The 18,265-nt window shown below is 63.8% G+C and carries 13 protein-coding genes; 6 read left to right on the top strand and 7 right to left on the bottom strand.

Translation table 11 applies throughout. The features are described 5' to 3' along the window. The first annotated feature begins 4 nt into the window (after nt 1-4). The 4 genes from ACMUJL_RS03395 (at nt 5) to ACMUJL_RS03380 (ending at nt 3,932) form a co-directional block, all read left to right on the top strand. Nucleotides 5-1,051, top strand: a complete 1,047-nt coding sequence (locus ACMUJL_RS03395) for a pyridoxal-phosphate dependent enzyme (protein WP_375570430.1) — start codon at nt 5-7, stop codon at nt 1,049-1,051. Beyond that, complete coding sequence (locus ACMUJL_RS03390; RefSeq protein ID WP_375570432.1) at nt 1,044-2,207, top strand: M24 family metallopeptidase; 1,164 nt, start codon at nt 1,044-1,046, stop codon at nt 2,205-2,207. Before ACMUJL_RS03395 ends, ACMUJL_RS03390 begins: the two co-directional genes overlap by 8 nt. Next, complete coding sequence (locus tag ACMUJL_RS03385) at nt 2,207-2,953, top strand: Asp/Glu racemase (RefSeq protein WP_375570434.1); 747 nt, start codon at nt 2,207-2,209, stop codon at nt 2,951-2,953. Before ACMUJL_RS03390 ends, ACMUJL_RS03385 begins: the two co-directional genes overlap by 1 nt. Nucleotides 2,954-3,188: 235 nt before the next feature. Then, complete coding sequence (locus ACMUJL_RS03380; RefSeq protein ID WP_068291587.1) at nt 3,189-3,932, top strand: transglutaminase-like cysteine peptidase; 744 nt, start codon at nt 3,189-3,191, stop codon at nt 3,930-3,932. Nucleotides 3,933-3,966: 34 nt separating this feature from the next. Here ACMUJL_RS03380 and ACMUJL_RS03375 read toward each other — a convergent pair whose 3' ends face one another. From ACMUJL_RS03375 to ACMUJL_RS03350, 6 genes are all read right to left on the bottom strand, one after another. Beyond that, nucleotides 3,967-4,353 carry a hypothetical protein gene (locus ACMUJL_RS03375; protein WP_375570436.1) on the bottom strand — a complete coding sequence of 129 codons (387 nt, stop codon included), beginning with the start codon at nt 4,351-4,353 and terminating at the stop codon, nt 3,967-3,969. Nucleotides 4,354-4,386: 33 nt separating this feature from the next. After that, nucleotides 4,387-5,298 carry a hypothetical protein gene (locus ACMUJL_RS03370; protein WP_375570438.1) on the bottom strand — a complete coding sequence of 304 codons (912 nt, stop codon included), beginning with the start codon at nt 5,296-5,298 and terminating at the stop codon, nt 4,387-4,389. Nucleotides 5,299-6,028: 730 nt separating this feature from the next. Continuing rightward, nucleotides 6,029-6,379 carry an Hpt domain-containing protein gene (locus ACMUJL_RS03365; RefSeq protein ID WP_068293068.1) on the bottom strand — a complete coding sequence of 117 codons (351 nt, stop codon included), beginning with the start codon at nt 6,377-6,379 and terminating at the stop codon, nt 6,029-6,031. Nucleotides 6,380-6,383: 4 nt separating this feature from the next. Continuing rightward, on the bottom strand, nt 6,384-7,349 hold the full coding sequence (locus tag ACMUJL_RS03360; protein WP_375570440.1) for a PleD family two-component system response regulator: 966 nt from the start codon (nt 7,347-7,349) through the stop codon (nt 6,384-6,386). 83 nt (nt 7,350-7,432) lie between these two features. Continuing rightward, nucleotides 7,433-7,900 (bottom strand): response regulator, encoded by a 468-nt coding sequence (locus ACMUJL_RS03355; protein ID WP_138177079.1) that lies wholly within the window; start codon nt 7,898-7,900, stop codon nt 7,433-7,435. 118 nt (nt 7,901-8,018) lie between these two features. Next, nucleotides 8,019-12,500 carry a PAS domain S-box protein gene (locus tag ACMUJL_RS03350; protein ID WP_375570442.1) on the bottom strand — a complete coding sequence of 1,494 codons (4,482 nt, stop codon included), beginning with the start codon at nt 12,498-12,500 and terminating at the stop codon, nt 8,019-8,021. 506 nt (nt 12,501-13,006) lie between these two features. On the opposite strand from ACMUJL_RS03350, the gene ACMUJL_RS03345 reads away from it, so the two are divergent. After that, the gene (locus ACMUJL_RS03345; RefSeq protein ID WP_375570444.1) at nt 13,007-14,134 is read left to right on the top strand and encodes a CaiB/BaiF CoA transferase family protein; all 1,128 of its coding nucleotides are present in this window, start codon (nt 13,007-13,009) and stop codon (nt 14,132-14,134) included. A gap of 7 nt (nt 14,135-14,141) precedes the next feature. Here the strand turns inward: ACMUJL_RS03345 and ACMUJL_RS03340 are convergent, their stop codons facing one another. Continuing rightward, the gene (locus ACMUJL_RS03340) at nt 14,142-14,612 is read right to left on the bottom strand and encodes an Lrp/AsnC family transcriptional regulator (protein ID WP_375570446.1); all 471 of its coding nucleotides are present in this window, start codon (nt 14,610-14,612) and stop codon (nt 14,142-14,144) included. A gap of 132 nt (nt 14,613-14,744) precedes the next feature. Between ACMUJL_RS03340 and putA the strand changes: the two genes are divergently transcribed. Further along, on the top strand, nt 14,745-18,260 hold the full coding sequence (putA, locus tag ACMUJL_RS03335) for a bifunctional proline dehydrogenase/L-glutamate gamma-semialdehyde dehydrogenase PutA (RefSeq protein ID WP_375570448.1): 3,516 nt from the start codon (nt 14,745-14,747) through the stop codon (nt 18,258-18,260). Nucleotides 18,261-18,265 lie beyond the last annotated feature (5 nt).

The raw sequence follows: 18,265 nt of genomic DNA, 5'->3' as shown, positions 1-18,265 counted from the left end.
GGCAATGATCGACAGATGCGACAACCCCTGGCGCGGGCAGGGCCTTGCGATCGACGCGCCTTGGCCCTGCGACGACGCGGGCGCGGTCGGTCAACTGCTGGCGTTGTGCCCCGCCCATGCGCCGACACCGCTGCGCGATTGCCCTGATCTGGCGCGGCGCGCGGGCGTGGCGCGGGTGCATGTCAAGGATGAACGCGGGCGCATGGGGCTTGGCAGTTTCAAGGCGCTTGGTGCCGCCCATGCCATCGCGCGCGAGGCCGCGACCGCCGCAGAGGGCGCGGGATGGGACAAGGCACTGACAGGGCGGACCTATGTGACGGCCAGCGCGGGCAATCATGGCCTGTCTGTCGCGGCCGGGGCCCGGCTTTTCGGCGCGCGCGCCGTCATCTACCTTGCCGATACCGTGCCTCAGGCCTTTGCCGCGCGGCTCGAGGCGAAGGGCGCACAGGTCATGCGCGAGGGCGCCACCTATGAGGACAGCATGGCCGCCGCCGAAAGCGCCGCGCAGGCGCAGGGCTGGACGCTTTTGTCGGACAGTTCCTGGCCGGGTTACACCGATCTGCCGGGGCTGGTGATGGAAGGCTATCTGCAACTGGCGGCCGAGGCTGCGGATCAGATCGACGCCGCGCCCACCCATATCCTGCTGCAGGCCGGTGTGGGTGGCATGGCCGCCGCAGTGGCCGCACTGGCGCGCGCAAGGTGGGGTGACGCGCCACAGATCATCGTGGTGGAACCCGCCGCAGCCCCGGCCCTCATCGACAGCATCCGCGCCGGGCAGCTTGTGGACAGCCAGGGGCCGGTGTCGAACATGGGGCGGCTGGATTGCAAGACGGCTTCAATGATCGCGCTCAAGGGATTGTCGCGCGATGCCGATGTCTTCGTGACGATCACCGATGACCAGGCTGCCGCAGGCGCCGCGATCCTGGCAGATGGCGGATTGGCGACCACACCCTCCGGCGGGGCGGGGCTGTCAGCCTTGCTGGCGGGGCTGGACCTTGGGCCGGAGGCGCGTGTTCTTGCGATCCTGAGCGAGGGGCCCGAGGATGCCTGAGCAGTCCCTGATCTTTCCTGCGCAAGAATATCGCGACAGAACCGCAAGACTGCAGCATCAGATTGCGCAATCTGGACTGGACGCGCTATTTTTGACCGCACCGGCGGATATCTTCTATGTCACGGGGTTCCTGACCCGGTTCTGGGAAAGCCCCGCGCGCCCCTGGTTTGTCGTGATCCCGCGCAAAGGTGATCCGGTGGCCGTGATCCCCGCCATCGGGGCTGACCTGATGGCGCGCACCTGGATGCCGCAGATCCGGACCTGGGATGCGCCCGATCCGCATGATGACGGGATCAGCCTGCTGACAGAGGTGCTGGGGGAACTTGTTCCCGAACAGGGCTGCATCGGCCTGCCGATGGGGCTTGAGACTCATCTGCGGATGCCGCTTGCCGATTACGCCGACCTGTGCGCCAGACTGGCCCCACGCCGCTTTGTCGATGCCACCCGCGTGATCCAGCATGTGCGCGAGGTCAAATCCCCAGCCGAGATCGCCAGGATACGCACCAGTTGCGCGATAGCGGGCCGCGCCTTTGATGCGGTGCCGGAATTCGCGCGGCAAGGCAGCCCGCTGGATCGGGTCTTTCGCGATTTCCAGATGCGTCTGCTGGAAGAAGGGGCCGATTGGGTCAGCTATGTCGCGGGTGGCGCGGGGCCGGATGGCTATGGCGATGTCATCTCGCCCGCGGGGTCGCAGCCCCTGCGACATGGGGATGTGCTGATGCTGGACACCGGCGCCGTGCGCGACGGGTATTTCTGCGATTTCGACCGTAATTTCGCGATTGGCGCGGCCTCGGATCTGGCGCGCCGCACCCATGCCGCGATCTGGCGGGCAACCGAGGACGTGCTGCAGACCCTGCGCCCCGGCATGTTGGCCTGCGATGCACATCGGCTGCTGTGCGAGGGGCTGATCCGCCACGGGGCCACGCCGGGGGGCGGGCGGCTGGGGCATGGGCTGGGCATTACCCTGACCGAATGGCCCTCGTTCACGGCTCTTGACCGGACCGAACTGCGTGAAGGCATGGTGCTGACACTGGAACCCGGCGCGGTGATCACAGAGGGGCGCATCATGGTGCATGAGGAAAACATCGTCCTGCGCGCCGATGGCCCCGAATTGCTGTCGCCGCGCGCGCCGCATGACCTGCCGGTGATCCCGTGATGGCAGACTTCCCCTACAGGCTGAACACGGATACCCCCCCAACACTGGGCCTGATCGTTCTGCAGGTCGACGAGACGATCGAACAGGATTTCCGCCGCCTTCTTGATCCGCGACAGGTGAAACTGCATGTCAGCCGCGTGCCCTCGGGGGCAGAGCTGACGCCGGACACGATCGCCGGGATGGAGGCTGAACTGGCCCCCGCCGCCACCCTGTTGCCGCCTGCGGCCCATTTCGATTCCATCGCCTATGCCTGCACCTCGGGGACCACGCTGATCGGGGCCGCGCGCGTGCATGCGCTGGTCGCGCAAGCGGCCCGGACCCGCGCCGTGACCGATCCGCTGACCGCCGCACTGGCCGCGACGCGCGCCCTGGGACTGCGGCGCATCGGGATCGTCTCGCCCTATGTCGCCACTGTCGCAGGGCCGATCCGCCGTGCCTTCGAGGCGGCAGGGCTGGAGGTGCCGCAAACCCTGTCCTTCGGCGAAGAGGTCGAGGCGCGGGTCGCCCGGATTGATCCGGCCTCGATTGCCGATGCGGCGCGCGCCCTGACGCGGCAGACCGTTCTGGACGGGATATTCCTGTCCTGCACCAATTTGCGCACGCTCGACATCATCCCCGCGCTCGAGGACGAATTGGGTCTGCCGGTCCTGTCATCGAACCAGGTGCTGTGCTGGCATATGGCGCAACTGGCCGGAATCGCCCCCTTGCAAGACGCACCGGGCCGGATATTCGCGACCAGCCTCTGATCCCTGGGGCCGCGTCGCGCCTTTTCGGACCATTTTCAAAAGCGCAAGCGTGAAATCTGACCGAAAAAGGGCAGATTGGGCGTTGTTTCGCGCAATCGCGGCGAAATTCGGCATGACATCGCCCGGTTTTCCGAAAGCGGGCAGAAAAGACCCCACTCTGGCCCGATCTTTGCCAAGTTTGGCCAGCAGGCTCTATTCCGAGCCTCGGACTGTCCGAGCCGTCGAGGAGCACAGGATGAACGATCGGGTGAGCCGACTTCATGACAGGGCTGGCTGCAAGCCGGCGCGCCGCATTCTGGGGGCCCGGACCGCGGCTGCGCTGGCGGTTGCCGTGACCGCATTGACGGTTGGGGCGGGGTCTGTTCTTGCCGCTCCGGATGCGTTCCTGACGGCGCGCATGACGGTATCTTCGCCGGCTGGTGCCAGCAATCTGTGCGCCCGCTATGGCTGGGCCTGTTCAAGGTCGGCATCGCCGCGGCCGATTTCGGGCCCGGATCTGGATCTGGCGATCCGCATGAACCGGCAGATCAACCGCGAGGTCAGATCGATCTCGGACCAGGGGCAATACGGGCGCCCCGAATACTGGGCCTTGCCGACGGGGCGCGGTGGCGATTGCGAGGATTTCGCGCTGATCAAGAAAAAGCGTCTGATCGAGGCGGGCCTTGATCCGCAGATGCTGTTGATCTCGACCGCTCTGGATCGCGATCGCAATGCGCATGCCGTTCTCATCATGCGGACGGTGCAGGGCGACTTCGTGCTGGACAACCTGCGCGACGAGGTGCTGCACTGGCGTCAGACCGGCTATACCTATTTGCGCATGCAGGACCCGAGAAATCCCGCAGGCTGGACGGCTGTGATCGATGGTGGGATCCTGCGCAACGACAAGGCTGTTTCGACACCGCGTCTGGTCCAGGGCAGCAAGCAGACCGCAGCACCCCTGCCGCGCCCGGCCCGCACGTCATTCCAGCATTCACGCTAAGCGAAAGCGCGGGTCGGTCCGGTCAGCGCGCGGATCAGTCTGCGCTGCGCGTATGGCTGCATCCGTCGCGCCGTTGGCTGGCCTGAACAGGCTGCTCGCTCCATGACGGCGCAGCGCCTTCCGTGCTGTCGCTGGCGTCATCCAGCCATGCCGGAATGTCCATCAGCAACGCATCATAGCACTCGAGCCTGGCCGCATCGCCAGGCGCCTCTGCACAAGCAAGATAGCGGTCCAGAAATGCGCGTTTGATCCCGGTCGGATCCTGCACCTCTGCGCCCGCGCTGCCGGAGACTGTAATCAGGAAGCAGACCGCGAGGTTCATCTGTTTGCCGAAGAAATAGGTCATGATGAGCTGTCTCTTTGGAATGAGGGAAAGCAGGGGAGGGGCTGATCGACGCAGAGGCCCGGATGGATCGTCCATCCGGGCCTTTGCTTGAGTCACAAGGCAGGTGCCTTAGCCAAAGGAGGTGCCGGTATCGCCGGGGCTGTCGCAAGCGCAACCTTCCTCGCCGCCCTTGCCGTCGCCGCCAGAGCCGCCTTCGCCGCCCTTGCCGCCACCATTGCCTTCGCCGCCTTTTCCGCCGCCGTTGCCGCCGCCGCCGTTACCGCCGCCGTTGCCGCCACCACCGTTACCGCCGCCACCGTTACCGCCGCCACCGTTGCCGCCGCCACCGTTACCGCCGCCGCCGTTGCCGCCGCCGTTGCCGCCACCGTTGCCGCCACCACCGTTGCCGCCGCCGTTGCCGCCGCCGCCGTTGCCACCACCGCCGGTATCGCCGCCGCCAGTATCGCCGCCGCCAGTGTCACCACCGCCGGTATCACCACCGCCGGTATCGCCGCCGCCAGTATCGCCGCCGCCAGTGTCACCACCGCCGGTATCACCACCGCCGGTATCGCCGCCACCAGTGTCGCCACCGCCAGTGTCGCCACCGCCGGTATCACCACCGCCGGTATCGCCGCCACCAGTGTCGCCACCGCCAGTGTCGCCACCACCTGTGCCACCGCCAGTGTCGCCACCGCCCGCGCCGCCGCCGGGACCACCGTCAACGATACCGCCAAATCCGCCAAATTCTGCTTCACCGCCAAGTGCGCCGGGCGATGCCGTGCCTGCGATCGATGCCGTGCCGAAGTCGGCGAATGCCAGGGCAAGCTCGGGGCACTGTTCCAGCCAGATCGCCAGATTGCGCTCGTAATTCGGGTTGCTCCGGATCTGCGCCACCAGTTCGGGGGTGAAATCCTCGACCTTCAGTTCGCAGAACTCGACGCCATTGCCCGCCGATTGCGCTGCGGAATACTTGTCGAAGTACATGTCCGCCACGATCGGCACAGGCTCTGGATGAGCACAGGCCGCTGCCAGGGTCAGCAAACTGCCGGAGCACATAAAACGAAAATAACTTCTCTTGGCCGTGAACATTGGATTCACTCCTGTCCTAAAATACCCGGAGCTATTGCTCCTGAGATGCGCCCCCATCTCTCAAGGCAAGAACCTATCAATAAGAACAGGCATTGAGAAATGAAATATGACAGAATAATGGCCGGTGTTGCCCTAAAGATACCGTAAAAAGGGATGATTGAGGCGATAGTTAGGCGGGCTTTTTTCGAGCTGCCTTTCGTCTTGACGGTTCTGTGCAGCGATCCATGAAATCAGATAAAAAATAAGAAAAACAGTATATTGGTTGCTGCTTGCCATGTGCTGGGGCAGCTTTGCGGGCAGGTTGCGGCAGGGCCGCATCAGCGTTCAATTCGCGCCTGCGTCGTTTTTTTGCTGCGAAATGTGGAATTTTAACTCAAAAGTTGAGTGAGCGGGATACACGTAAAAGAGGTATTCATTGTTGATGAAAGTGCGTCAATTCTTGGAATGACCGCAAATCATCCAGACATGCGCACGCATCATATGATGCACCGCCGGAATAGGCAGCGCAGAGGAAAGGCCATTTAGGAGGCGACGGGACATGAAAAAAAACTGCATCGGCACGCGATGCAGTCATCATTTGACTATCAAGGGTTGATGACGCCGAGTGCCCTTGACGGGCTTCGGTCGCGCCGACCGCTGACTTCACGACCCCGCCACATGGCGCGGCGGCCTGTGATCCCTGTCAGATGACCTCTTCCATCGCGTCCAGCAGATCCTCAATCGCCGGGTTGATGCTGCTCCAGTTCTGCAGCGGCGCACCGGCCAGGATATCCGCCTTGAGGCTCTGCTCGACCGAGCGCGCCAGATCGCCGATGTCGGGATACCCGAGGGTTCCCGCCACGCCGGCGATCTTGTGGGCGATCTGTGCGATCTCCCTGGCGGCGGGTTCCGGGTCTTCACCCTTGTTGATGGCGACGGTCAGCGCCTCGATCTGCAGGATGCGGTCTGTCGTGAGATTGATGAAAACATCATGCGCCGCGCGGAGGACCTCGGGCAGCCCTGCGGGCAGTTGTTTCGAAGCGCTGAGGCTCATCGGATCAGCTCCACTGCTTTTGTGCGTTTTGCCCGTCTTCAAGCCCGATCTGTGCGGACATGCGGGCACGGTCGAGCAGGGACGAGATTTCGGCCCGCTGGCTGAAGATGCTGGCCGAAACCGGTCGTCCGACCTGGATCGCCGGCGTCGGCAACCCAAGGCTGTTGTACAGCTTTTGGTAACTTGCGATCCCTGCGCGCACCTCTTCCTGCATGCTCTTGGGGTCGCTGACGGCTGTGCGGTTCGTCAGGACGACGAAATCGCCCTGGCCGGCATGGGCCATGCTGAAGGGGGAAGTCTTGAGCGATTCCGCGATCACGGTCGCCACATTGGCCAGGTAGTCGATATAGCCCACGTGATCCGTCAGGCGGAACGCCTCGGACGCATTCGTCACGGTAAAGCCCACGGCGGCATGACCGAAAAGCTGCAGCCGGTTCAGCGTCAGCAGATGGTTCTGCATCGCCAGGTATTCGACCATCCAGCTGGCGCTGATGACCGACAGGGGCGCGTCGAACTTGATGTTGGCTTTCGGCAGGTCGGACCAGGATTTCAGCTCGTCCAGCAGGTCAAGCGCGCGCTGGCGTTCATCGACCAGCTGCCGCATGACCTGAAGCCGGGCGCGCAATTCGATCTCGTCCAGGGGCTTGGTGAAATAGTCTGTGGCACCAGCGGCAAAGGCGCTGTCGACATATTTCTTGTCGGCAAGCGAGGTGACCATGATGATCGGGGTCTTGCGATAGACCGACATGGCACGAATGCGGCGGCACAGTTCGACCCCGTCCACTTCGGGCATTTCGATGTCCAGAAGGAAGCCATCGAACAATTGCGGGCTGTTGCGGATCACTTTCAATGCCGCAGCCGCCGAGGGCACGCTTGTGACATCGTTGTAGCCCAGCTGTGCCAGCGTGCCTTGAAGCACCATCTGGAATGCCCGGTCGTCATCGACAGCGAGTATCCGAAGGTCTTTCATCCTGCCTATCCTCTCAAATTCTTTCCTCGCAAACTGCCGGTCGAATATGTCTAGAGTAGGGCGAATTCAGTTCATTTTTCAACTTATGCGGTGCTAATCGCGGCCTGGTGAGATCGCCCCATGATGCCGCTGATGACCGAAATGAATTCCGCGCCGCGGATCGGTTTCGGCATGATGACATCGGCGCTGCTGCCCTGCGCGGGCTGCTTGAGGCTTTCGGCTTCGGCGGTGAATCTGATCACCTTGGTGTCACGATTGGCCGAGTTTCCGGCCCGCAGGTGCCTGATCACCCTGTCTCCATTGATGTAAGGCATGTTCTGGTCGAAGATCATGAGGTCGAAATCCTGCATCAGGGCGACCTCCAGCGCCTGACGCCCGTTGTCCACGACCGTCAGATCGATTTCGACGAAGTCACTCAGCAGGGATCTTACGATCTGCTGTGTCACCTCGTCGTCTTCTGCTAAAAGTATCCTGAATTTCATCACTGGCTTATCGTCACTCACCGTTAATGCTCGCCTCGTTTCAGGGGCGCTGCGGATTTTTGCACTCACTTTCGATAGTTAAATCAACTTTATCTGGCAAAAAAAAGAAATTGATGGGGCTTGAGTGCCCTGTTTTTTGTGCTTGTGGCAAAGATAACCCCTGAGGACGCGAGTCGTAAATCTCTTTTCAACCTGTGGTCAGGGTCGTGATGGCATGCAGCAACTCCGCCCGCTTGAATGGCTTGGCCAGGTGCGTGTCGAAACCGGCGATCAGGTAATCGGCCACCTGATGCGGCATGGCATTGGCCGTCACGGCGATGATGGGAACCGGGGCGACACCATGCGCCTTTTCATGGGCGCGCATTTCGGCGACGGCGCTGACGCCATCCAGGACCGGCATCGAGATGTCCATGAGCACGATGTCATAGGCTTGCCCGCGCGCCAGGCTGGCGATCCAGATATCGACCGCCTCGCGGCCGTTTTCCACCATCGCGATGTTGATCCCGCTGTCCGACAGCATCTCTTCGATCACGAGGCGATTGGTCGGGCTGTCATCGGCCACCAGCACGCGCATGTGCCCAAGGTTGACCTGATGCTCCTGCGCGGCCGCGTTGGCGGCTTCCTGCAAAAGCTTCAGCGGTTCTGCCGCCGTCAGCGGCAGCGTGACCCGGATCGATGTTCCCTTGCCCGGTTCGCTTTCGATCGAGATTTCGCCCTTCATCAGCCCCACAAGCTGTTTGACGATCGACATGCCAAGGCCCGTGCCGCCGAAACGCCGCGTGATGCTGCCATCGGCCTGTTCGAAGCTTTCCAGCATGCGCGAGACCTGCGCCTGCGTCATGCCGATGCCCGTATCGGTGACCACGATCTCGAGCGGGCTGTCACCATGATACTGCATGGCCAGCGTCACCCTGCCGTTTTCGGTGAACTTGATCGCATTGTGCAGCAGGTTGTTGAGGATCTGGCTGATCCGATGCGGATCGCCCAGCAGGGGCAGGGCGCAGCCGTTGTTGGTATGCACGCGGAATTCCAGCCCCTTTTCCTCGGCGCGGATCGCGTTGAGGGCCTGTACCGACTGCGCCACGTCATCGACGACGAACACAACCTGTTCGATCTCCATCTTGCCGGCTTCGATCTTCGACATGTCCAGGATGTCGTTGAGGATGCTCAGCAGTGTTTCGCCCGAATTGCGGATCGTGCCGATCATCCGGCGCTGGCGCTCTTCGGTCAGCATGCCTTCCAGTACCTCGGCCATGCCCAGAACACCGTTCAGGGGGGTGCGGATTTCATGGCTCATGTTTGCAAGGAACATGGACTTGGAGCGGCTGGCCCCTTCCGCCTGGGCCCGTGCCTGTTCGAGGCGCGATGTGGCGGCAAGTTCTTCGGTCACGTCGTTGAACGAGGTGACGACGCGCAATTCGTCATCCTCGCCGTGAATGGCCACCGCGTTCACCGAAAGGCAACGCCGGGTTCCGTCACGCCAATGAATGGCAAAGCGGACATCGCGCACCGCCGATCCCTGCGCGATTGCGAGGGAGAAGGGCAATTCCTCATCCGGGATGGGCGAGCCATCCAGCCGGGTCGAGCTCCAGTCCGGCGCATTGTAGGACAGGTTCGTGATTTCGTCCCGTGTCAGGCGCAGAATGCGCTCCGCCTCGGAGTTGGCATAGATGATGTGGCCTTCGCCATCCATCACCACGATCGCGGCGATGCTGGCATCCATGACCTGTTCCAGGAAGGTCTTGCCGGCTTCCAGGTCCTGTTCCAGCTTCTTGCGGTCCGAGATGTTCAGGTGAACGCCGCCAATGATCTCGGGGCTGCCATCGGCCGCGAATTGGGTGATCTGGCTGCGCGACAGCACCCAGACCCAATGACCATCCTTGTGCAGCATGCGGAATTCGCTTTCCGACAGTGCGGTCGCGTTGTCGTCATGCACCTTGCTGATGGTGTCGAACACTTTCAGGTCGTCCGGGTGCACCAGCTTGCGGAAGCTCCACAGGTCAAGCGGGGGCATGTCCTCTTCGCCATAGCCAAGGATCTGTCGCCATTGGCCTGCAACGGTCAGTCTGTGCAGCGTGGCGTTCCATTCCCAGGTCCCGATCGCGGCACCTTCCATCACCTTGGTCAGTTGCTTTTCGACGATGTCGCGTTCCGCAAGCGCGTTGGTCAGTTCGGCATTGGCGGCATCCAGCGCCTTGATCTCGTTGCGCCGGTCGGTGATGTCGATGGCCACGGTGATGCAGCCCCCGTCCGAGGTGCGCACGTTGATCCGTTTGACCCAGCGCCCGTTCGGCAGTTCGACCTCGTCCGCAAAGCGAGGCTGCGCGTAGATCCGCATCCTCTCTGCCAGGACTTTCTCGATGTCGGCGTCTTCGCCGCCCCCGGGCAGAATGCCCGTCACCAACCCGTGACGCAGGATGTCTTCCAGCTTTGCCGCCTCGCGCAGAGCGGGGTCCATCCGGTTGAACATCTGCCGATAGGCGTCGTTGGCGATCACAAGGCGATCTTCGGAATCGAAGATGATGACGCTGTCAGGAAGCGCGTTCAGGGCGTTTTCCAACCGCTGGCGCATCGCATTGGCTTCGGCGGCAAGGCGTGCCACCTCGACGCGCTGGCGCTTGTGTTCGGTGATGTCCGTCTCGACGGTGACATAGCCCTGCAATTCGCCATCAATCCCGAACAGCGGCTGCACGTTGAAATCGATGACATAGCGTTTGCCGTGGCGGTCCTGGTTGACCGTTTCGCCGCGGAAGGGCTGATTGTTGTCCAGCGCCACGTCAAGGGCCTCAGCCGTTTCGGGATCGCTTTCGGGGCAACGCACCAGATCCTTGAAAAGCTTGCCGCGCACCTCGTCCAGCGACCAGCCGCTTTTTTCCGCAAAGGCCCGGTTGAACCAGACGACATGGCGGTCGCGGTCCAGAACGACGACGAAATTGGTCATCGCCTCGACGATCTTGCCCATCTTCATCAGTTCTTCGCGCTGTGCCGTGTCATTGGACACGTCGCGGATCAGCAGGATCGCGGTGGGCCGTCCGTCGGGAAGCAATGAATCCTTGCGCGCGGCCGACATCTCGAACACGCGGCGGACGCCGCCGATGTCCAGCGGATAGCGCACGCCCTCGATCCGGCCTTTTCGCAGCACGCGTTCCAGGACATCGCGGGCCACCTTGGCCGCATGGGGCGGCAGCACATCCTCGACGGCCAGGCCCTCAAGCGTGCCTTCGACCGGCACGCGCAGGTGGTGCGGCCCCGCGACAAAGCCCGTGTAGCACCCTTGCTCGTCCAGTTCGACCAGCAGATCCGGCATGGCCGCCATGATCGCCTCGAACTTGCCCGCGGTTTCATGGGCCGCTTCCTCGCGCAGGCGCAGGTCGGTCACATCCGATCCGACCCCGCGATACCCGCTGAAATTCCCTTGCTTGTCAAAGACGGGCGAGGCGCTGAGCCGGAAATAGGCCGGGTTTCCATCCGGACCGCAGGCCTTGTAGACAAGGTCGCGGAATGGCTCGTGCGCCTTGATCTTCGCGCTGATCTGCAAAAGGCCGGGATCCATGGGGTCCACCCCCAGAAGATCCAGAACATCCGCGCGGCACCGTCCCACCACCTGCTCGGGCGTCACGCCGAAGCGGCATATGTTCCGGGAAATATACGTAAAGCGCCCGTCCCGGTCCTGTTCCCACAGCCAGTCGTCACTGATCCCCGAGATGTCGTTCAGCCGGGACGCGGCGGCGTCCCGTTCCGCCGAGGTCGCATCAAGCTGCGCCTGGGCGACGACTAGTTCGGCCTCGTGCGCCTTGCGCTCGCGGATGTCGCGGATCAGAAAAAGGTATCCCCCCGGATCGTCAGGGCTGGCGCCTTCGCGACGCGACACCGAAACCTCGACCCATGTGTCGGGATTGCCCGCCTCCAGTTGTTGTTCGACGCCAGTGATTGCCTTGTCGCTGGTGACTTTGCTCATCAGGCGGCGGTGTTCGGCGGCGATCTCGGGGCGCAGGACGTCTTCCAGCGTCTTGCCGATCATCGTCTGCGGCTCGGTGAACCAGCAGGTCGCGCGGTTGTGGCGCGCGGCGCGGTACACGCCGTCCATGTCGACCTCAAGCAGCAGGTCGGGCAGGGCGGCCAGCGTCTGCTCCAGCTTCTGCTTGGTCTGTTCAAGGTCGATGAAGGATTGACGGCGCATGAGCGAGGACTGGATCACGTCGCCCACGGCGCGCAGCAACTGGATCTGCACATCCTCGAAGGGCGCGCCGCGCCTTGTGCGGTCAAGGCCCGCAAAGCCCACAAGACGGCCTTCGTCATGTATCGGAACCATCAGCAACGACTGGATGTCCTGCATCACCAGCGTGGCCTTGCCCGGATCGCTGTCGGGCAATTCGCTGATCATCGGAATATGGACGACCTCGTCGCGGTCAAGGTCATCGCGTTTCGACGCGAGGATCGATGTCGGCTGATTCTGGAGAAACGCCTGCATGGGCGCCACGCCCTCGGCGACCCATTCATGCGTGTTGTCCATGATGTCGTCGGAGCGGAACAGGAAGACATAGGCGCGGTCGGCCTCGCAGAGCGCGCCGATCTGCCCCAGCACTTTCGTGATGGCAGCATCCAGATCCGATGCGGGTGTGCGCACCAGTTCGCTGAGAAACGAAATAACAAAAGTTTCCTGCTTCACGCCTGTTCCTCATTCCCGGATCGGATCAGACATCTGTGGCTGCCGGGATACGTGCCCCTGGCCTTGTCCAGTCTGAGCCTGCGGCAACGGCCCAATGCCCTGCGCGCCCGGAAGTCTTTCAAACTACCTGCCCGGCCCCTTTGAACAGGCCGGCAAAAAAGGATCAATCGTTACAGTCGGATGTATCAAAAGATATCAGCCCGGAGCAAAAGTGCTCCTCGTCAAGATATGCATTGCACCAATAGCGGCAAGAGGTCGGCCATGTCTATACCGATGGAGCGATACCTGCGGCGCAGCAATCCGAATGGTGCAGCTGCAACACAATCACGCAACCTGTAGGGGATAATGGGCAGGAACAAGTTGATTTCCGGGTTTCTTTTTGGCGCGCCGAACATCGGCCCCCGCAGCCCGGCGGGGCATGATGCGGCCCGGCTTGGCCGTGTCGCGCCTTGTCACTCCGGGCGCAACCTGCAAACCTGCGCGCGGCAAGGATGGAGGGCGATATCATGGCGGGACCGCTGGCGGGATTGAGACTGGTCGAGATGGCGGGCCTTGGTCCCTGTCCGCTGGCAGGGCAACTGCTGGCTGATCTGGGGGCACAGGTCGTGGTGATCGATCGCGCCGCCGCACCGGCCGATCCGACAGATGTGAACCGGCGCGGCAAGCAGTCCGTGGCGCTGAACCTGAAATCGGCCGACGGGCTTGATGCCGCGCGCCGTCTGATCGCGCGCGCCGACATCCTGATCGAGGGGTTCCGGCCCGGCGTGATGGAAAAGCTGGGTCTTGGTCCGCAAGAGTGCCACGCGCTGAACCCCGGGCTGATCATCGGGCGGATGACCGGCTGGGGGCAGGAGGGGCCGCTGTCGATGACCGCAGGCCATGATATCAACTACCTGGCCCTGTCGGGTGCGCTGGGGGCGATCGGTCCGGCGGATGGCCCGCCGATTCCGCCTTTGAACCTTGTGGCGGATTACGGCGGCGGCGCCATGTTCCTGGTCTTTGGCGTACTGGCCGCGCTTTACGAACGCGAACGCTCGGGCAGGGGGCAGGTCGTCGATGCCGCCATGGTCGATGGTGTGCCCGCGATGATGGGGCTGATCCATCAATGGCTGGCACGGGGTCATTGGGGTCAGGCGCGCGAGGCGAACCTGCTGGACGGCGGTGCCCCGTTCTATCGCTGCTATGCCACCCGTGACGGGCGCGCGCTGGCCGTGGGCCCGCTGGAGCCGCAGTTCTTCGCGCAACTGGTCGATCTGGCCGGTCTGCCGCCCGAACACCGGGCCGATCAGAACGATCCCGCGACATGGCCCGACCGGCGCGCGGCCTATGCCCGCGTCTTTGCCAGCAAGACGCGCGACGAATGGATGGCGATTTTCGCGGGGTCGGATGCCTGCGTGGCCCCCGTGCTGGATTGGGACGAGGTCGAGCATCACCCCCACAATGCCGCGCGCGGCACCTTTTTGCGGGTCGGTGATGTGCTGCAGGCCGCGCCCGCGCCCCGGTTCGACCGCACGCCCGCCGACACTCCGTCAATCCCCGGGGCACCTGGACAGGACACGGACCGCATATTGTCCGAACTGGGCTATGCCGATGCGGATATCGCGCGCCTGCGCGCGGCGGGGGCGCTGACCTGATCCGCGATCAGAAAGCGCTGTCCTTGACCGCCTGCATCGACACATGGGTCGAGGTCGAGCCGACATAGGGCAGCGCCGAGATCACCTCGCCCAGGATCTGGCGATAGGCCTGGATGTCGCTGCTGCGCACCTTGAGGAGGTAGTCGAAGGACCCCGCGATCATGTGGCACTGTTCGATCTCGGGCACGTCCATGACCGCACGGTTGAAGGCCGTCAGCGCCTTTTCCGTCGTGTCGGTCAGTCGCACTTCGGCAAAGGCGACATGATCCAGCCCCAGCTTGCTGGGGTTCATCACGGCGCGGAAGCCCTGGATGTAGCCCTGGTCCTGCAGGCGCTTCATCCGCACCTGGCATGGGCTTTTCGACAAGCCGACCTTCTTGGCCAGATCGGTGATTGCGATCCGCCCGTCCGCACCCAGTTCGCGCAGGATCTTCCTGTCGATCCGGTCAAGCGTGTCTGTTTTCGGCTCATCTGGCATGCTTTTTCCTTTAGGACGTGAAAAATGAAAATCAAACGGCTTGTCAGTCTTTGATCAACGGGAAAATTGGCTGTCAAGCATCTGCTATCCTTTGCACGTGTCCAACCCCCGGAATCTCTGATGAGGTCTGCCATGTCCCGCCTTGACGCCCTGCGCGAAACCATCCGCGCCACTCACCATGTTGCCGAAGATGCCGTGCTGGCAGGTCTGCGCGACAAGATGGCCCCCGATTCCGCGATCCGCGCCGCCGCCGGGCATCGCGCGGTCGGGCTGGTCAAGGCCATTCGGGGCGCCGGTCGCCCCGGCCTGATGGAGGTGTTCCTGTCCGAATACGGCCTTTCCACCAATGAGGGCATCGCGCTGATGTGTCTGGCCGAGGCGCTGCTGCGCGTGCCGGACCGCGAAACCATTGACGATCTGATCGAGGACAAGATCGCCCCCTCCGAATGGGGTGCGCATCTGGGTCGTTCGTCCTCCAGCCTTGTGAATGCCTCGACATGGGCCCTGATGCTGACCGGGAAGGTTCTCAAGGAGGATCAGGCCCCCGGTGTCGCCACTGTGCTGCATGGCGCGGTCAAGCGTCTGGGCGAGCCGGTGATCCGGTCCGCCGTCAGCCGCGCGATGAAGGAACTGGGCCATCAGTTCGTGCTGGGCCGCGATATCGGCGAGGCGATCAAGCGTGGTGGGGCGCGGGCCGCGCAGGGCTATACCTTTTCCTATGACATGCTGGGCGAGGCGGCGCTGACCGCGCGGGACGCCAAGAAATACCATGCGGCCTATGCGCAGGCGATTGCCCGGCTGGCGGGGGAATGCACGAATACCGATATTCGCGCCAATCCGGGCATCTCGATCAAGCTGAGCGCGCTGCATCCGCGTTACGAGGTGGGGCAGCATGACCGCGTCATGGCCGAACTGGTGCCCGCCACGCTGGAACTGGCGCTGGCGGCGCGCAAGGCCGGCATGGGTCTGAACATCGACGCCGAAGAGGCGGATCGCCTGGACCTGTCGCTTGACGTGATCGAGGCGGTGCTGCGCCATCCCGACCTGGCTGGCTGGGACGGGTTCGGCGTGGTGGTGCAGGCCTATGGCAAGCGCGCCGCGCCCGTGATCGACTGGCTGCATGCCTTGGCGGAAGAGCTGGATCGCCGGATCATGGTCCGCCTGGTCAAGGGCGCCTATTGGGATACCGAGATCAAGCGCGCCCAGGTCGAGGGGCTGGACAGCTTTCCGGTCTTCACACGCAAGGCGGCCACCGATGTGTCCTACCTTTGCTGTGCCTCCAAGCTTTTGCGCATGACCGATCGCATCTATCCGCAATTCGCGACCCATAATGCGCAGACCGTGGCCGCGATCCTGGAAATGGCAGCGGATCGTCAGAGCTTCGAGTTCCAGCGCCTGCACGGCATGGGCGAGGTGCTGCATGACGTGGTGCTGAAAGAGGCGGGAACGCGCTGCCGGATCTATGCACCCGTTGGCGCGCATCGTGACCTGCTGGCCTATCTGGTGCGGCGTCTTCTGGAGAACGGGGCAAATTCAAGCTTCGTGAACCAGATCGTGGACGAAGATGTGCCCCCAGAGGTGGTGGCGGCGGACCCCTTCGATGCGCTTGACGGGGCGGCGGGCGTCCGATCGCATGCGGTCAAGGACCCGGTCGCGCTGTTTGCGCCGGAACGGCCCAACTCGCGCGGTTTCGATCTGCATGAAGCGCGCGATCTTGCCTTGATCGACAGCGCCCGCGCGCCCTTTGCCACGCCGCACCAATGGCAGGCCGGACCGCTGGCCGCGGTCGATCTGACTGCCGCCGAGGTGGTCGAGGCCGCCAATCCCGCCGATCCGACGGATATCGTGGGGCGCACTGCCAACTGTTCCGCCGCTGATGCAGAGGCCGCGATTGCCGCGGCCCAGCCCTGGGAGGCGGATGCCCGGATCCGCGCGGATGTGCTGAACCGCGCCGCCGATCTCTACGAGCAGAACTTCGGCGAGATTTTCGCCGTGCTGTCGCGTGAGGCGGGCAAAACCCCCAAGGATGCGATCGCCGAACTGCGCGAGGCCGTCGATTTCCTGCGCTACTACGCGGCGCAGGGAACCCTGGCGCAAGGCGCGGCGCGGGGGATCTTTACCTGCATTTCGCCCTGGAACTTCCCGCTGGCCATTTTCACCGGCCAGATCGCCGCGGCCCTTGCCGCAGGCAATGCCGTTCTGGCGAAACCCGCGGAAACCACCGCGCTTTGCGCACATGTGGCGGTCAAGCTGCTGCACGAGGCCGGTGTGCCGCGCGCCGCATTGCAACTGCTGCCCGGTGCCGGATCCGTTCTGGGTGCGGTGCTGACGGGTGATCCGCGAGTGGGCGGCGTCTGCTTTACCGGTTCGACCGCCACAGCACAGCGCATCAACCGCACCATGGCCGAAGGCATGGCACCCGATGCCCCGCTGATCGCGGAAACCGGCGGCCTGAACGCGATGATCGTGGACAGCACCGCGCTGCCCGAACAGGCGGTGCGCGACATCATCGCCTCGGCCTTCCAGTCGGCCGGGCAGCGCTGCTCGGCGCTGCGGGTGCTCTATCTGCAGAAGGATATCGAAAAGCCCTTCCTCGAGATGCTGTTCGGCGCAATGGATGAATTGCGCCTTGGCAATCCCTGGCATCACCATATCGACGTAGGCCCGGTGATCGACGCCCGCGCCCAGACGGACTTTGCAGGCTATATCGACGCCGCGCGCAAGGCCGGCACCCTGCTCAAGGCGATGGATGCCCCGGCGCAGGGTCATTTCATCGGGCCCGCCGTGATCCGCGTGTCCGGGATCGAGGCTCTGGAGCGTGAGGTCTTCGGCCCCATCCTGCATGTCGCCACCTTCCGCGCCGATCAGATCGACGCGGTGGTGGATGCCGTCAACAACAGCGGTTTCGGCCTGACCTTCGGGATGCATACCCGCATCGACGGGCGGGTCGAACAGGTGACATCGCGCCTCAAGGTCGGCAATGCCTATGTCAACCGCAACCAGATCGGTGCGATCGTCGGCAGCCAGCCCTTCGGCGGTGAGGGGCTGTCGGGCACGGGCCCCAAGGCAGGCGGGCCATCCTACGTGCCGCGCTTCCTGCGCTCCGATGTGATGGATCACGCAGGCCAGGCCGGCAAGCCGGCCGATGTGGCGGCGGTGCAGACGCGGCTTGATCAGCTCAAGGGGCTGGAACTGGCGCGCCTGTCGGTGACCGATCTGCCCGGACCCACGGGGGAATCCAACCGGCTGTCGACCTATGGGCGGGGCATTGTCCTGTGTCTGGGGCCGACGGCGGCGGATGCGACCGAACAGGTGCGGATCGCGCGCGACAATGGCTGTCATGCGCTGGCCGTGGCGCCGGGTGTGTCACCCGCGCTGGGCATCGACGGGGTGCTGCCGCGCGGCGCACTGGAACACATGCGCGGCTTCGACCTTGTGGCGCTCTGGTCGGATGCGCGGGACCTGCGCGCGGCGCGCCGGGCGCTGGCTGCCCGCGATGGCGCGCTGATCGGGCTGGCCTGCGGCAATGATCTGGCGGCGCGCTGCCGGATCGAGCGGCATATCTGCGTCGATACGACGGCGGCAGGCGGCAACGCCGCCCTGCTGGCCGCCGAGGCGGAGGAGGGCGCCATGATCGCATCCATGTGATCGCC

The organism is Seohaeicola sp. (assembly GCF_048006315.1).
Taxonomy (GTDB): Bacteria; Pseudomonadota; Alphaproteobacteria; order Rhodobacterales; family Rhodobacteraceae; genus Seohaeicola.
This window is presented reverse-complemented; position numbering and strand designations above follow the sequence as displayed.

Coding starts and splice junctions, on each gene's coding strand:
- ACMUJL_RS03395 (WP_375570430.1), top strand. CDS start 5: ATGATCGACAGATGCGACAACCCCTGGCGCGGGCAGGGCCTTGCGATC.
- putA (WP_375570448.1), top strand. CDS start 14,745: ATGTCCCGCCTTGACGCCCTGCGCGAAACCATCCGCGCCACTCACCAT.
- ACMUJL_RS03365 (WP_068293068.1), bottom strand. CDS start 6,379: ATGAGCCTCAGCGCTTCGAAACAACTGCCCGCAGGGCTGCCCGAGGTC.
- ACMUJL_RS03380 (WP_068291587.1), top strand. CDS start 3,189: ATGAACGATCGGGTGAGCCGACTTCATGACAGGGCTGGCTGCAAGCCG.
- ACMUJL_RS03375 (WP_375570436.1), bottom strand. CDS start 4,353: ATGGACGATCCATCCGGGCCTCTGCGTCGATCAGCCCCTCCCCTGCTT.
- ACMUJL_RS03340 (WP_375570446.1), bottom strand. CDS start 14,612: ATGCCAGATGAGCCGAAAACAGACACGCTTGACCGGATCGACAGGAAG.
- ACMUJL_RS03345 (WP_375570444.1), top strand. CDS start 13,007: ATGGCGGGACCGCTGGCGGGATTGAGACTGGTCGAGATGGCGGGCCTT.
- ACMUJL_RS03385 (WP_375570434.1), top strand. CDS start 2,207: ATGGCAGACTTCCCCTACAGGCTGAACACGGATACCCCCCCAACACTG.
- ACMUJL_RS03390 (WP_375570432.1), top strand. CDS start 1,044: ATGCCTGAGCAGTCCCTGATCTTTCCTGCGCAAGAATATCGCGACAGA.
- ACMUJL_RS03360 (WP_375570440.1), bottom strand. CDS start 7,349: ATGAAAGACCTTCGGATACTCGCTGTCGATGACGACCGGGCATTCCAG.